The organism is uncultured Clostridium sp. (genome assembly GCF_934754925.1).
In the GTDB taxonomy this organism is placed as follows: domain Bacteria; phylum Bacillota; class Clostridia; order Clostridiales; family Clostridiaceae; genus Clostridium.
Map to the genome: position 1 here is coordinate 25,527 of NZ_CAKVJA010000011.1, position 14,828 is coordinate 40,354.

Sequence of the window (14,828 nt, forward strand, 5' to 3'; positions counted from 1 at the left end):
ACAATGAATAAGGTAGAAAGTTTTGAATTAGATCACAGAAAGGTTAAAGCACCGTATATAAGAAAATGCTGTTTATTAAATGGCCCACAAGGAGATTTTGTAACAAAGTTTGATATCAGATTTTTACAACCTAATAAAGAAGCTTTTGGAACTGCTGCTATGCATGGGTTAGAACATTTATTAGCATATGAACTTAGAAATAATTTAGAGGGAATAATAGATTTTTCACCAATGGGATGCAGAACAGGATTTTATTTAAGTATTTTTGGTGATAGAGAAGCTTGTGATATAAAAGTAGCAGTGGAAAATGCATTAAATGAAGTTTTAAAGGCAACAGAAGTACCAGCAGCTAATGATATACAATGTGGAAATTATAGAGATTTATCATTATTTGGTGCTAAAGAATATGCTAAAGAAGCGTTAGAAAAGGGATTTTCTTTAAATATTTATGGTGAATAGTTAAATAATTATTTGTAATATAAAATCTAATATAATTTTAATAAGCAAGGTTAGGTGCTTTTTAGCATATAATCTTGTTTTTTTAATGATTTTAAATAAATTTTAGTAATATTTAAATGGAAAATATTAAAATATAAAATAGAGTATTATATTAGGTGAATAATATGGCAAAATGTCTAAAATTGTACTATAATATATGTAAATGTATATTTTAGGGGGACAGCTATGAATATATTATTAGTTGAGGATGAAAAAATTCAACGTGAAGCATTAGCGTCAATAATTAAATCAAATTTTGTTGATGTTAGAATATATGAAGCAGCTTCTGAAAAGGAAGCTATTAAAATTGTTAATCAAAAAGACATACATTTATTTTTTATCGATATTCACTTGAAAGATTCATCAGGATTAGAACTTGCAAAAAAAATACGACAACATGAAAATCATTCTTTAACTGGAATAGTATTTGTAACAGGGGAATTTGTACACATTATAGAAGCATTTAAAAATGTTCATTGTTATGATTTTATAGTAAAACCGTATAAGGAAAAAGATATTATAAATATTGTTGATGTTTTTTTAAACTCAACGCCGTTAAGAAATATTAAAGAAGGAAAGTATTCTTTTATAGATATAGATTCTAATATATCTATAAAATTATATCATAATGATATTATCTATATAGAGTATATTGATAAAAGTTGTAATATTCATACTATCAATGGAGTATACAATGTTAAAAGAACATCTTTAGTAAAGCTTTTAAATAATTTAAGGAATGAAAATATACTTCAAACACATAGATCATTTGCTATTAATATAAAATATATAACTGAAATTGAAAAAAATTATGAAAAGGTATGGAGTATTAAATTAAGGGGATGTGATGATGTGGTTTTATTAAGCTACACATATAGACAAGCATTTTTAAGGGGGATTGAACAATGAATATAATGAGTATAGGAATTTCATTTATTGAAATTTTAGCTATATTATTGATTTATAATATACTAATAAATAATAATGTATTTAAGGGAATTTCAAGGATAGGCATACTTTCTATAATTACTTCATTTATATATTCATTATTTACCATAGTATATGATACTGATACATTAATTATTCTTATTGGAGTATTATTTTTAAATTCGATAGTAATAAGTAAATTTGAAGAAAAGGATACAATAGTAACATTTATTGAACTAGTAGTCAGTACTTTACTTGTATTAGGTTTTGAATTGATAATAAGCTTTATAGTATATGTGACAATGGGAGATGATAATTTAAGCCCAACAGTATATTTAATATTAGTAACATGTATAATGTCAATTTTAATTTATTTGTTGAATACAAATAAATTTATAAAAAATATAAAATTTTCAAATCTTTTTTCTAAGTATAAAAGCATAAATATAATAATATTAAATTTATTTGTATTTTTCTTATTTATAAAAGTGTTAATGGGTAATAAATTAATGAACACTAAGATTATTATACCAATTACAATATTAGGTTTAATACTGATAGGAGTAAATTGTTATTTTTATATCTATTTATACAGAACTCTTAATGAAAAGAAAAAAAGTGAAATAAAAACTTCTTTTAATCCATTAATAAATGATTTAATGGGTAAGCTTAAGGCAAATGAACATGAATATAAAAATCATTTAAATACTATTTGGAGTATAGCACAAGTTACCAATCAAGAAGATATAAAAGAAAAGTTGCAAGAGTATATAGCTAATGTAGTTGATGATACTGAAGAGTTTTCAATGCTTTTAAATGTAGAAAATACTATAATTAAAGCTGTACTTTATAATAAAGGACAGAGGGCAGAAAAATTAGGTGTTAAATATACATATAATATAAAAAGTAATTTTAAAGATATTTCACTTGATGATTCAGAACTTACAGTGATATTAAGTAATTTATTAAACAATGCTATAGAAGCTACGAGTATGATAAAGCAAAAAGAATTAGAAGTGTTTATTGATGAAGATAGTAAATTTTATTCTATAAATATTAAAAATAGGACAGAGGGAATAAAAATAGAAGATTTATCTAATATTTTCAAGATGGGATATAGTACTAAAGGTGAAGGTAGAGGTTATGGATTATATAATGTAAAAGATATAGTAGATAAATATAAGGGAAAAATTCAAATAGCATTAGATGATGATATTGTAGATATTAAAATATTGTTTTATAAGTAATATAAGTATAATTATATAAAAAAGCTATGTAAAAATAAGTTTTAAGTTTATTTTTACATAGCTTTTAAAAATATTATTTATCTTTTTTTAATGGCGGAGTTGGTTCACCCCATAGTAAAAGACAGTTAGGTGCTGCAATTGTAGCTATCCCGGCCATGCTTGTTACTGTACACATTAAAGTAGCTAATTTAAGCGCTAATTTTTTTTTCATTTTTATAAACCTCCTTTAAAAAATCTATTATTATATATAAAATTATTAGTAAACCACAGTTAACATAGTAATTTGATAAAAATAAACTTGAAAAAATAAACCAAATTAATAAAACATAAGTTACTATATCTCTAAATTTTAAATTTTTATATTGCTTCTTAATCTCATCTCTAAGAGGGTTAACAGGATCAAATTTTCTAATAATTACGATACTGATTAATATTATAATTAAATGAATAATAATATTAATCGAAGGAATTATATAAGCTAAATAATATATAAGAATAAAAGTAAGATTACTTCTAAAGATACAATTAACAAAATTCTTTGAGTGGCTTCCGCCTATAAAAGGTCTTATCAACATTAATAATGTTATCATTAAGATAAATGCCGGTAATTTGTTTAATAGAATTGCCAGTATTATCATAATTAATATCTTTGAAAGTTCTCCATAGAAAATTTCTAGACCATATCTAATTTTATCAATCTCGTAAATATCAGTTAAACCAATAGTTGTAACTATAAAGTCTAATTGTTTTTTTATAAATGGATTACTCAAAAAATATACCTCCTTAAGTATTACATAATTATTATAATATAAATTATACTTAAATTCCATTAAAGACATGAATTTCATATAAATAGTCATAAAAAGAATATAGAAATAGAAAAAAGGAAAAAAAAGATGTTTTTTTTCTTAATATGATAAATATATTACATTTTATTACTAAAAAAGGAAAGTATAACTTTAATAAAATGTCAAAATATGATAAAGTATAAATGAAAAAGGGGGCGATTTTAATAATAACATTTATTGAGTTCATAAGTATGTTAATGATATATAATATAATTTTTATCAAAGAAAATAGAAATATAAAAAGATATATTATTTATTCAGTATTAGGAAGCATAGTCGCAACAAGTGTATTTATAGTTTTTAGCGACTATGGAATAGTTGCATTTAGTTTACTTTTTTTAATAGGAATTATTATAGTCAATAAGTTTTATAATAAAAATATTATTGTTAATATAGTTGAATTAATTATTTCAAGTATGATAATAGTTATTATTGAACTTATAGTTTCAGTTATGATGCTTTTAATATTTGGACATAATGATTTACCGTATTGGGTATATTTTATAATTCTTTTAGTATCTATGGGATGTATTATATATGGCATTTATAGAATTATGAAATTTAAACACTTTAAAGTAGATGAATTTATAGAAAGATATAATTCTATAGTATTAGTTTGTATTAATGTAATTATTATATTTTTATTTTTTAAATTATTATTTCAAAATAATGCGCTAGCTAAAACAGAGATGGTACAAACTGGAGTTTTATTTTTGGCTATGATAATTATAAATGTATATTATTTTGTAGGACTTTATAAAAAAGATAAAAAAAATAAAAAGTCGGAATTAAAACAAAGTATTAATCCATTGATACAAGAGTTAATTGATGAAATGAAAGCTAGTGAACATGAATATAAAAATCATTTAAATATATTATATTGTATGATACAAGTTTGTAAAGAGGACGAGCTAAGAGATAGAGCAAAGAGATATATAGGAAATGTTTTTGAAAATAAGAACTTATTAACTAATTTATCATTTATAGATAATACTATTTTAAAGGGTGTATTATTAAGTAAAATAAATCAAGCAGAGAAAAATGAGATAAAATGTACTTATAAAATAGATAATCAATTAGAAGATATACCATTAGATGATAGCGAGTTGACTGTAGTATTAAGTAATTTATTAAATAATGCAATTGAGGCTGCAAGTAAAAGTGAATCAAAATACATAGATATTCATATAACATATAAAAATGGAAATAATATAATAAAAGTTGTTAATAGTGTCAGTGACTTTAATGAAGATATGGTTCCTAATATATCTAAAGTCAGATTTTCAACTAAAGGAACTGGTAGGGGATATGGATTATATAATATAAAAAAAATCGTTAACAAATATAAGGGGAAAATTAATATATTTTTTAATGAGGGTAGCTTTAATATAAATATAGAGATATAGAAGTAGTATGAAAAATAAAAGTAGTATTTTTCATACTACTTTTTATTTTAGTTATCTATAAATTTAACTTTTTAACTTACTTTTTCTTAATTAAAATTATTACTTATATTATCTATTATCATTTAAATTTAGTAATTAAATTTTATTAATTATGTTCTAATATGAAAATAAGAAAATCATTACAAACAATAGGAATAAATTGACAATTAAGTAAGTAAAGTGTAGAATTAATATAATTTATAGGAAAAGTATTAAGTAAAGCAAGGAGGATTAGGAATGAAAGCAATTTTAACAGTAATAGGAAAAGATAAGGTAGGAATTATAGCAGGAGTAAGCAGTGAACTTCAAAAATTAAATATTAATATTTTAGATGTTAATCAAACCATAATGGGAGAATTTTTTACAATGATAATGATGTTAGACTTGAAATTAAGTAATGATAATTTTGAAAAAATTAAAAATATTTTAGAGTTAAAAGGAAAAGACTTAGGTGTTGAAGTTAAAATTCAAAGAGAAGAAATATTCAACTCTATGTACACTGTATAAAATATTAAGTTTTTCAAGGGAGGAAAATTATGAATGTAAATAATATATTAGAAACTATAAAAATGATAGAGGAGGAAAAATTAGATATTAGAACTATAACCATGGGAATTTCTCTTTTAGACTGCATAGATAGTAATGGAGATAAGGCAAGAGAAAAAATATATAATAAGATTAATACTTATGCTAAGGATTTGGTTAAGGTTGGAAATAAAATATCAAATGAATTTGGTATACCAATAGTAAATAAAAGAATTTCAGTTACACCTATGTCAATAATTGCAGGAGCAACAGATGAAACTAATTATTTAAAATTTGCACAAATATTAGATAAAGTTGCACATGAATTAGGAGTAGATTTTATAGGGGGATTTTCAGCCTTAGTACATAAGGGATACAGTAAGGGAGATAGAATTCTTATTAATTCAATACCAGAGGCTTTAGCTAAAACCAGTAAGGTTTGTTCTTCGGTAAATGTTGGATCTACTAGATGTGGAATTAATATGGACGCAGTAAAAGAAATAGGACAAGTTATTAAAAAAACGTCAGAATTAACAGCAGACAAAAAGGGATTTGGATGTGCAAAACTTGTTGTATTTGCTAATGCTGTTGAGGATAATCCATTTATGGCAGGAGCCTTTCATGGAATTGGAGAAGCAGATAGAGTTATAAATGTTGGAGTTAGTGGTCCAGGAGTAGTACAGAGAGCTATAGAAAAGATTAAAGGAGAAAGTTTTGATGTAGTTGCTGAAACTATTAAAAAGACTGCATTTAAAATTACTAGAATAGGACAATTAGTTGCACACGAAGCGGCTAAAAGATTAGATACACCTTTTGGAATTGTAGATTTATCATTAGCACCTACTCCTGCAGTTGGAGATTCTGTTGCACATATTTTAGAGGCTATGGGGCTTGAAGTTGTTGGAACTCATGGAACAACTGCCGCTTTAGCACTTTTGAATGATGCAGTTAAAAAGGGAGGAGTAATGGCTTGCAGTCATGTAGGTGGATTAAGTGGGGCTTTTATTCCAGTTTCGGAGGATGCAGGAATGATAGATGCTGTATTAAATGAATCATTAAATTTAGATAAGCTAGAAGCAATGACAGCTATTTGTTCAGTGGGACTAGATATGATAGCAGTGCCAGGAGATACAACAGCAGAAACTTTATCAGCAATTATAGCAGATGAAAGTGCTATTGGAGTTATTAATAATAAAACTACTGCAGTTAGAATTATTCCAGCCCCAGGATGTAAGGTAGGAGACTTAGTTGAATTTGGGGGATTATTAGGAACAGCACCTGTAATGGCTATAAATAAGTATTCTTCATTTGATTTTATTCAGCGTGGAGGAAGAATACCAGCACCAATTCACTCATTTAAAAATTAGTTAAAAATAACATTTATATAGGGACGCTTAATCATTATAAAAATAATAAATAATGGTTGACGAGTCTCTATTTTATTGGATAAAATTAAATGTTTATGACGTAAAAATTGAAATCTATATAATAAAGTATAGGAAATATAAAATAAAAATGTTCAATTAAGGTAATAATATAAATAATTATAACTGTACAAATTGGCAACAGTAGATTATTATTAAATGTTGCATAAAATAATACAAAAAAAGATTGGTCGTGAGGAAAAGTAATGAGTGAAAATTTGGCTTTAGAAAAAAAGATCCTTGAGCAAAAGCGTAAGGATATATTAAATGAAGTTAGGGAGAAAAGAAAATATCAAGAGGAAATATCTAAAAAATTAAGATTATTAACTAAGGAAGCTAAAGGAAGTTATGATCAAGAAAAAGAAAATACAGAAAAAATATATAATTTATTAAAAAAAGAGATAGAAAATTATGAGGAAGCATTAAAGAATCCATATTTCGGTAGAGTTGATTTTAGTGAAAAGTTTGGTTCTGAAGAAAAAATCTACATAGGCAAAAAGGGAATAACATCTACCATAGACGGTGAAGAAATCGTTGTTGATTGGAGGGCACCAGTAGCAGATCTTTATTATAGTGGAACTGGAGGAGAGGCATATTATAAGGCTCCCATGGGAGTAGTTGAAGGTGAATTAAATTTAAAAAGAAAATTTCTATTTAATGATGAAAATTTAGATAGAATTTTTGATGAAAGTACCAACGAAATAATTATTAACGGAGAAGAAGGATCAGAGCTTGTTGATGAGTTTTTAAAAATAAATCTAGAGGAGAGTAGAGGAAAAAAACTTAAAGAAGTAGTTGCAACTATACAGAAAGAACAAAATGATATTATAAGATGGCCTAAAAATCTTCCGATAATAGTTCAAGGGTCTGCAGGATCAGGAAAGACTACAATTGCATTACATAGACTAGCATATCTTTTATATAGATATAGAGAATCTATGGAAGGAAAAGATATATTAGTATTAGCACCAAATAAGTTATTTATAGATTACATTTCTGACATTTTACCTACTTTAGGATCAAATGATGTAAAACAAACAACATTTCAAGAACTCGTTATGAAAACCCTTAAATTAAAAGGAAAAATAAAAACTAAAGATGATAAACTTAAGGAGCTTATAGAAATAGGGGATCATAGAGAAAAACAATTTATTGTTAATGCTTCAAGAGTTAAAGGAAATTTAATATTTAAAACTATAATAGATAGATATATAGCCTTATTGGAAAGTAGTTCCTTAGAAATAGATGATATTTTAATTTCAGATTATGTTCTATTTTCCAAAAGAGAAATAATGAGACTATATCTAAAAGATTTACAAAGTTATCCTATAAATAAGAGAAAAGATGAAATAAAGAGATATCTATCATTAAAGCTAAAGGAAAGAATAGAAAGTCTTATTATTCAAGTTGATAGAGAATGGGATATAAAAATTAAAGAAGTAAAAAGAGAGCTAGATGATGGAGACTTAAGAAGACATAAATTAATAGAAATATATAATGAAAGAGATACTCTTAAGGAATATATTAAGCATGATGCAAAAAAAGTAATGAATGAATATTTCAAAAATTGGCGAGGAATCACTTGTAGTGATATTTATATCAACTTATTTAAAGATGATCAAGTTTTTGAAATTGCAACTGGAAATAGAATTCCTAGAGCATTAGCTGAATATATAAAATCAGAAGTAATATCAAATTATGATAAAGGAATAATAGATGAAGATGACTTACCAGTACTTTTCTATATATATATGCTATTAGAAGGAATTGATGAGAAATCAAAATACAAACATATAGTAGTAGATGAAGCTCAGGATTATAGTCCATTTCAAATTTATTTAATTAATAGTTTATCTAAGGGAAACTCTTTAACCTTAGTTGGAGATTTAGCACAAGGTATCTATCACTATAAGGGTATTAGGAGCTGGAATGATATTACAGACGGTGTGTTTGATGGTAAGGCTACATTTATAACATTAAGCCAGAGCTATCGTTCAACTGTTGAAATAATTGAATTTGCTAATTCAGCATTAAATGCTCAAGGGCTAGAGTTAAAAAGTGCAAGACCAGTATTGAGACATGGAGAAAAGCCAGAAGTAATTAAATCAGTTTCAAGGAGAGAATCTGTAAGAATCATTGAGAAAATTGTAAGAAAACTTAATTCTAAGGGAAAACATAGTATTGCAATAATAACAAAAACCTATAATGAAGGTAAGGTTTTAGAAAAAGAATTAAAAAGGTGTACTGATTTAGAATTTACTTTAATTAAGGGAAATGAAAAAGAAAGTCCCAATACAGATATAATAATAATACCTGCTTATTTAACAAAGGGATTAGAATTTGATGGAACTATAATATATAATCCAACAGAAAAAAATTATCCAGATAATATATTAAATCAAAGATTACTTTATGTAGCATTAACTAGAGCACTACATAGTGAGTATATAATTGCAGAAGAAGAGCTTTCTAAAAATATAAAATTTGAAATATCTTAGCTATAAAATTATTAATTGATAGAATTTATTAAATTAGAAAAATATAAAAATTAAAATCAAGTAAGCTAATAAGATGTGTAAATACTATTATTAACTTACTTGATTATTTATAAAATATATACAAAAAATTAATTTGAAAGATTATTCTTAGTTAAGGTAGAATAATTTTAGTGAATTTGAAAAAAATATAGGATTTAGGATGAAAAATAGGAGGATGGGAATGAGTTATATATTTTTAATAATAGGATTTTTTCTATTAATTAAGGGAGCAGATATTTTTGTTAGTGGTGCATCTAATATTTCAAAAAAATTAGGGATACCATCTGTTATAGTAGGCTTAACAATAGTATCATTAGGAACAAGTGCGCCAGAGCTTGCAGTAAGTGTTATTTCATCAATTGAAGGTAGCAATGAGATAGCTGTAGGAAATGTATTAGGTTCAAACCTTTTTAATACATTAATGGTACTAGGGGTTACTACTATAATAATGGCATTAACAATTAAGAAATCTGATATTAAAAGGGATTTTAGTATAAATATATTAGTAACAATATTACTTTTGATTTTAACGTTTACTACTTTGCTAGGAGGAGAGGATAATTACATATCAAGACTTGATGGAATTATACTATTAATAGGGTGTATTTCGTATATAATCTATTTAATATTATCCGTAAAAGTAGGTAAAACAACAAGCGAAAATATACATGAAGAGTTGGCTTTAGAATCAACTAATGAAGTAAATATTTTTAAAAGCATATTAAAGTTAATTATAGGAGTTGCAGGAATTATTATTGGAGGACAACTTGTTGTAGATTCAGCAACTTTTATTGCAACTTCATTAGGAATGAGTGAAAAACTTGTGGGACTTACAATAGTGGCTGTAGGAACATCATTACCGGAATTAGTAACATCTGTAGTTGCTGCTGTTAAGGGAGAAGAGGATATTGCACTTGGAAATATATTAGGATCAAATATATTTAATATTCTATTAATCATAGGATTATCATCAGCTATAAGTCCTATAGCTGTATCTCATAATTTAATATTTGATTTTGTATTTTTAATTGTGGTAACTTTAATAATTGGTATTATGATATTTATTAATAAAAGTGAAGAAAAACGCTTTGGTAAAAAAGAAGGAATTATCTTAGTAGTTTTTTATGTAATTTATATGATTTATATAATAATTAGAAATTAAAAAATCTCTACGTGAAAGAATTAAAAATTAATACTTTCACGTAGAGTTTTTTATATACTTAATTAAAATGTTAAAACACTATGAAGACTGTTAACATTTTCTATATGGTGGATCAAAATCATCGTATGGGAATAATAATTGATTAAATCCAACACATGGATCATTGATTACAGATGGTTGACATTGAGGAACTTCTATTGGTCCACTAGAAGCTACAGTCATGTTAGTAATTCTGTATAATTCGATAATTGTAAATAGCCCAATTACTACGTCAGCATGGTAAACCAAACTTGTTGCAGTAGCACAAGGAGTTGATGGAGTTGAAGGATATTGTCCTATCTTAGGAACCAATGGACTAGCTATAGCTTGAACATAAGCATAAGGCACATTGTTTGTATTTTGAGGAATATTACAGTTAGGACAAAGTGCACTATCTCCAATAGCTATAGAAGTATTTGGATCAACAACTCCACCTTCTAATGAAATTTGTTTTGTATAAACTGTATAAGCAGGTACTGTACTTGTAGTTGTACCATCTACAAGAAATTGAAATGCAGTATTACTTGAATTATAGAATGTTAAATCATATGAAAATGTATATTGAACAGTTACATCATAAAATCCAGGAAGTCCAAATTGTCCTGGAGATGCTACAGAAATATTACTAATTGCAGTAGAAAAATTAGAAATTTTAATACTAGTTATAGTATTATCAAAAGCGATAACAGTGCCAGGTGTAATAGGAGAAGTTGTTAATGGGCCAGTTTCTCCAGTTGCATTTGCAAGTGATGTAGTACCACCATATAAGCTTGAACTTATTTTTATAAAATCTGAAGTTTCAGGTGGTAATCCTCCATTAGGACATGGTGGAACTGGTGGTTGTGAACAATCAATAGGTCTTAAACAATCTTGTTGTTTGCAACGACCATATATTTTTTTTGCAATCAAGCACTCATCAGAAAGTGCTTCTGGTTGTAATACGTTAAAATTGTCTTGTGACATATATAATCCTCCTTATTAATAGGTTGAGCAACTAACTTAATAATATAATATGAGAGGGTATATAAAGTGTGAAAAAAATCCATATGCAAATATCGATGGTCTTACAGGTAATATTTGCAAAAATATTTTCATACTTTTAATATATAGTATATTTTGGATGATGTTGTTATGAAGGATTTTAAACTACTCAATTATAATGGAAAGTTGTACAAAATATTTATGGAGGGGAAAACTTTATACATAAACTTTAATGGAAAAACTAAAGTAATAAGTGAAAATGTTTTAAAATATTCTTTAGAATATTTCAATAAATCACTGTGGATAAGTATATATAATACAATACAATTAATAATTTTATTAGAAATAAGTATACAAGAGGATAAAGAAATAAAAATTAATAAACAATTGGTTATAGACACAAAAGGATATTCAGAAAAAATAGATTCATTGACAATGATAATTAAGAATACTAATCAGATAAATTTAGTATTTAGAGGATGGAATAATAATAAATCTTTTATATTCAATAGCAATATAAGTATATGTAATAAGTTTAATATAATTTCTGATAATACTTCAAATAGTAGAAAGAGACCTTTTTCCGTCTATTCAGAAGATGATAAAGCTATATTATTAATTTCAGAAAAGGGACAGTGTGAAGAGTACGTATTATATAATTTAATAGAGGATAGAGTAGAAGAAAGTTTTTCATTACCAAACACTTCTGATGTTTCTATGATCAAATATGATGAAAAACCTATTATTTTTTATAACAAAAGAATTGATAGTAAGCTATATATAAGGTATAGATATATTGATATAGAGAAGGAAGAAGAAAATATACATGAAGAAAAAATATTAAATAGTTTACCTCAAGATATAATAAATCCTCAAATATCTGTATATATGGGAATTATATATTTAGTATGGAAGAGTAATAGATGCATTAGAAGTGCAATGTCTAGAAATTTAAGTAATTGGAATATTAATTATAGCGAAGAATGTATAAATAATATAAATACAAGTATCATAAAGGTTTGTGAGGATAGGATTGAAAGAATGAATACTTATATGAAAGAAAATATAGTATATAACTTAATTGTTAATAGAGAAAATTGCAAAATTAGAGATCAATCATATAAACTTTTAGAGTTGATGTTTTATGAGAATAGTCTAAGCAAGAAATTAGATAATATGAATAATTTATTAAACATTCAACAGTATTATAATAGTAAGAATGAGGAATATTTAAGTAAAATAAGAGAATTAAATAGTATAATTATGGAAAAAGATAAAATAATATATAAGCTATTAAGTAGATAAAAATTTATATATTATTAGATAAATTATTCAAGATATAGTAACAATATCATGGAGGAGAATGATGGATTATTATGAAAGGGAAAATTTTTGGATAGAGCTAAAGAATAGCTTATTGAATTTTTATAATAAAGAAAACAAAATATATGTAGCTAGATATGAGGAACATAAATTAGTAGAAGAAAATATTATATTTGATAAGTGTCAAACATTAAATACTGTAATTCTAAGTTCAGATGGAGATATTTCACTTATATATATTAATTTAAAGGGAGAATTATTTTTAAGTAATTTCATTAATAACAAATTAGAAAATAGTGTAATTTTGACTAGAGCTGTATCTAAAAATAATTATATGCAAATTGCTTCTGTAAATAATTCTTTAAACATTTTTTATATTAATGAAGTTAATACTATTAGCACTATTTGTTTTAGAGTATTAAGTAATAGGCTTACTTTAACTCCAGCTGTAATTATAGATGGTGTGGATACTAGGTGCAATGTTCCGTATATAATAAGTGCAAGTAATGATGGACTGGCAATATGTTATGTAAAAATAGGTTATCCTAATACTATTGGATATAGAACTTATGATATAAAACGAAATAATTGGTCAAGTTTTAAAGAGTTAGATCAATGTAATTTTCCAATTATAAATTTTGACTTTGTTGTTAAGGGGGATACTATAGCATATTCATATATATTTGCTAATTATAGAAGAGCAAATATAGTTTGTGGTATAGGCAAAGAGAATATTAAAAACAATCTTATACAAGAAGCAGAACCAACAATAAGGTTAAGTGATATGTATATTTCGGAAGATAATAAACTATATTTAGTATATCTTTTAGAGGATGTTCTAAAAATAAAAGAATTAGAAGTAAATAGAGAAATAAGATCAATTGAAGATATGAAACTTAAAAATATATCTTATTATAAAAAATACAGCTATTCTTGTGATAAAAAAATATCAAAAAATACTATTATCTATATAAAAACAGATGATTTAGATATTTATACAGATAGTAATTTTGTTAAAAATGTAGCTATTGAAAAATATAAGTCTACAATGAAATTTCCAAGTCTTATAAATGATTCTCTTATAACAGAGGAAGATTTAAATGAAAGTATAAGTAGTCTTAATTTAGATGAAGATATAATTAATAAAGAATATATAAGGCCATTTATTTCAAAGATAAAGGGATATGAGGTTGCTATTAATAACTTAACTGAAAAATTTATGATATCTGAAGATGAAAAGAAGAAATTAATGGAAAATATAAACTATTTAAATACACAATTAACTCAAAAGAATTATCAAATAAATAGCTTGCAAAGTGCTTTAACAGAAAATAAAATATCGGTTGCAGGGTATGAAAGTAAAATAAATGAATTAACAAGAAGAGTAAATAAAAAGGAAGAAAAAGTAGTTGATCAAGAATTGATTAGGCTTAGAGAAATAATAAATAAAGATGAAGTTGAAAAGAATAACTATATTGATATTATTAAAGAAAAAGATGAAAAAATAATAAGTATAAATGAAGATTTGAATAGAAAAGCAAATGAGATTCAAAGCTTAATTGAAGAAAATAAGAAAATAGAGTATAACTATAAAATAGAGGTATCAAATTTAAATAAAAAAATATTAGATTTGATGGAAGAGAGTAATTTAGCAAATAAAGAAAAAACAGAATATTTAAGTGAAATAAGTGCTTTGAAAGATAATATTAATAAATTGAATCAAATAATAGACAATAATAATAATGAAATTAATTCTTTGAAAGAAGAAATTATATTATTAGAGGAAAGAACAAATAATGATTCATTTATAAGAAAATTATTTAAGAATGGAGAATAGTTTATAAAAATAGACTGCTTTTATATGATTATAGA

General features: G+C 24.9%; 13 protein-coding genes. 10 read left to right on the forward strand and 3 right to left on the reverse strand.

Features of this window, described 5'->3' with window-relative positions:
* Nucleotides 1–3: 3 nt before the first annotated feature.
* The 3 genes from Q0G30_RS05695 to Q0G30_RS05705 all read left to right on the forward strand — a co-directional run bounded on the left by Q0G30_RS05695 (nucleotide 4) and on the right by Q0G30_RS05705 (nucleotide 2,672).
* The gene (locus Q0G30_RS05695; protein ID WP_294387703.1) at nucleotides 4–459 is read left to right on the forward strand and encodes an S-ribosylhomocysteine lyase; all 456 of its coding nucleotides are present in this window, start codon (nucleotides 4–6) and stop codon (nucleotides 457–459) included.
* Between the two features lie 225 nt (nucleotides 460–684).
* Nucleotides 685–1,407 carry a LytTR family DNA-binding domain-containing protein gene (locus Q0G30_RS05700; RefSeq protein ID WP_294387705.1) on the forward strand — a complete coding sequence of 241 codons (723 nt, stop codon included), beginning with the start codon at nucleotides 685–687 and terminating at the stop codon, nucleotides 1,405–1,407.
* Nucleotides 1,404–2,672: a GHKL domain-containing protein gene (locus Q0G30_RS05705; protein ID WP_294387708.1), complete on the forward strand. Its 1,269-nt coding sequence runs from the start codon at nucleotides 1,404–1,406 to the stop codon at nucleotides 2,670–2,672. The genes Q0G30_RS05700 and Q0G30_RS05705 overlap by 4 nt, the downstream gene beginning before the upstream one ends.
* Before the next feature lie 73 nt (nucleotides 2,673–2,745).
* Here the strand turns inward: Q0G30_RS05705 and Q0G30_RS05710 are convergent, their stop codons facing one another.
* The gene (locus tag Q0G30_RS05710; protein WP_294387711.1) at nucleotides 2,746–2,883 is read right to left on the reverse strand and encodes a hypothetical protein; all 138 of its coding nucleotides are present in this window, start codon (nucleotides 2,881–2,883) and stop codon (nucleotides 2,746–2,748) included.
* A complete protein-coding gene (locus Q0G30_RS05715) occupies nucleotides 2,861–3,442 on the reverse strand; it encodes an accessory gene regulator B family protein (protein WP_294387715.1) in 582 nt (193 codons plus the stop codon). Before Q0G30_RS05715 ends, Q0G30_RS05710 begins: the two co-directional genes overlap by 23 nt.
* Nucleotides 3,443–3,711: 269 nt before the next feature.
* Here Q0G30_RS05715 and Q0G30_RS05720 point away from each other — a divergent pair, with 269 nt between their 5' ends.
* From Q0G30_RS05720 to Q0G30_RS05740, 5 genes are all read left to right on the forward strand, one after another.
* Nucleotides 3,712–4,926, forward strand: coding sequence for a GHKL domain-containing protein (locus tag Q0G30_RS05720; RefSeq protein WP_294387717.1), 1,215 nt, complete (start codon nucleotides 3,712–3,714; stop codon nucleotides 4,924–4,926).
* A 276-nt stretch (nucleotides 4,927–5,202) separates the two neighbouring features.
* Entirely contained in the window at nucleotides 5,203–5,472 is a 270-nt protein-coding gene (locus tag Q0G30_RS05725) for an ACT domain-containing protein (RefSeq protein ID WP_294387719.1), read from the forward strand.
* Nucleotides 5,473–5,501: 29 nt separating this feature from the next.
* Nucleotides 5,502–6,857, forward strand: a complete 1,356-nt coding sequence (locus Q0G30_RS05730; protein WP_294387721.1) for a PFL family protein — start codon at nucleotides 5,502–5,504, stop codon at nucleotides 6,855–6,857.
* A gap of 263 nt (nucleotides 6,858–7,120) precedes the next feature.
* On the forward strand, nucleotides 7,121–9,412 hold the full coding sequence (gene helD / locus Q0G30_RS05735; RefSeq protein ID WP_294387724.1) for an RNA polymerase recycling motor HelD: 2,292 nt from the start codon (nucleotides 7,121–7,123) through the stop codon (nucleotides 9,410–9,412).
* Nucleotides 9,413–9,632: 220 nt separating this feature from the next.
* Complete coding sequence (locus Q0G30_RS05740; RefSeq protein WP_294387726.1) at nucleotides 9,633–10,613, forward strand: calcium/sodium antiporter; 981 nt, start codon at nucleotides 9,633–9,635, stop codon at nucleotides 10,611–10,613.
* A 90-nt stretch (nucleotides 10,614–10,703) separates the two neighbouring features.
* On the opposite strand, the gene Q0G30_RS05745 is transcribed toward Q0G30_RS05740, so the two are convergent.
* The gene (locus Q0G30_RS05745) at nucleotides 10,704–11,615 is read right to left on the reverse strand and encodes a hypothetical protein (RefSeq protein WP_195468248.1); all 912 of its coding nucleotides are present in this window, start codon (nucleotides 11,613–11,615) and stop codon (nucleotides 10,704–10,706) included.
* A gap of 168 nt (nucleotides 11,616–11,783) precedes the next feature.
* Between Q0G30_RS05745 and Q0G30_RS05750 the strand changes: the two genes are divergently transcribed.
* Nucleotides 11,784–12,938, forward strand: coding sequence for a hypothetical protein (locus Q0G30_RS05750; RefSeq protein WP_195468249.1), 1,155 nt, complete (start codon nucleotides 11,784–11,786; stop codon nucleotides 12,936–12,938).
* Between the two features lie 61 nt (nucleotides 12,939–12,999).
* Complete coding sequence (locus tag Q0G30_RS05755; RefSeq protein ID WP_291658744.1) at nucleotides 13,000–14,793, forward strand: hypothetical protein; 1,794 nt, start codon at nucleotides 13,000–13,002, stop codon at nucleotides 14,791–14,793.
* Nucleotides 14,794–14,828 lie beyond the last annotated feature (35 nt).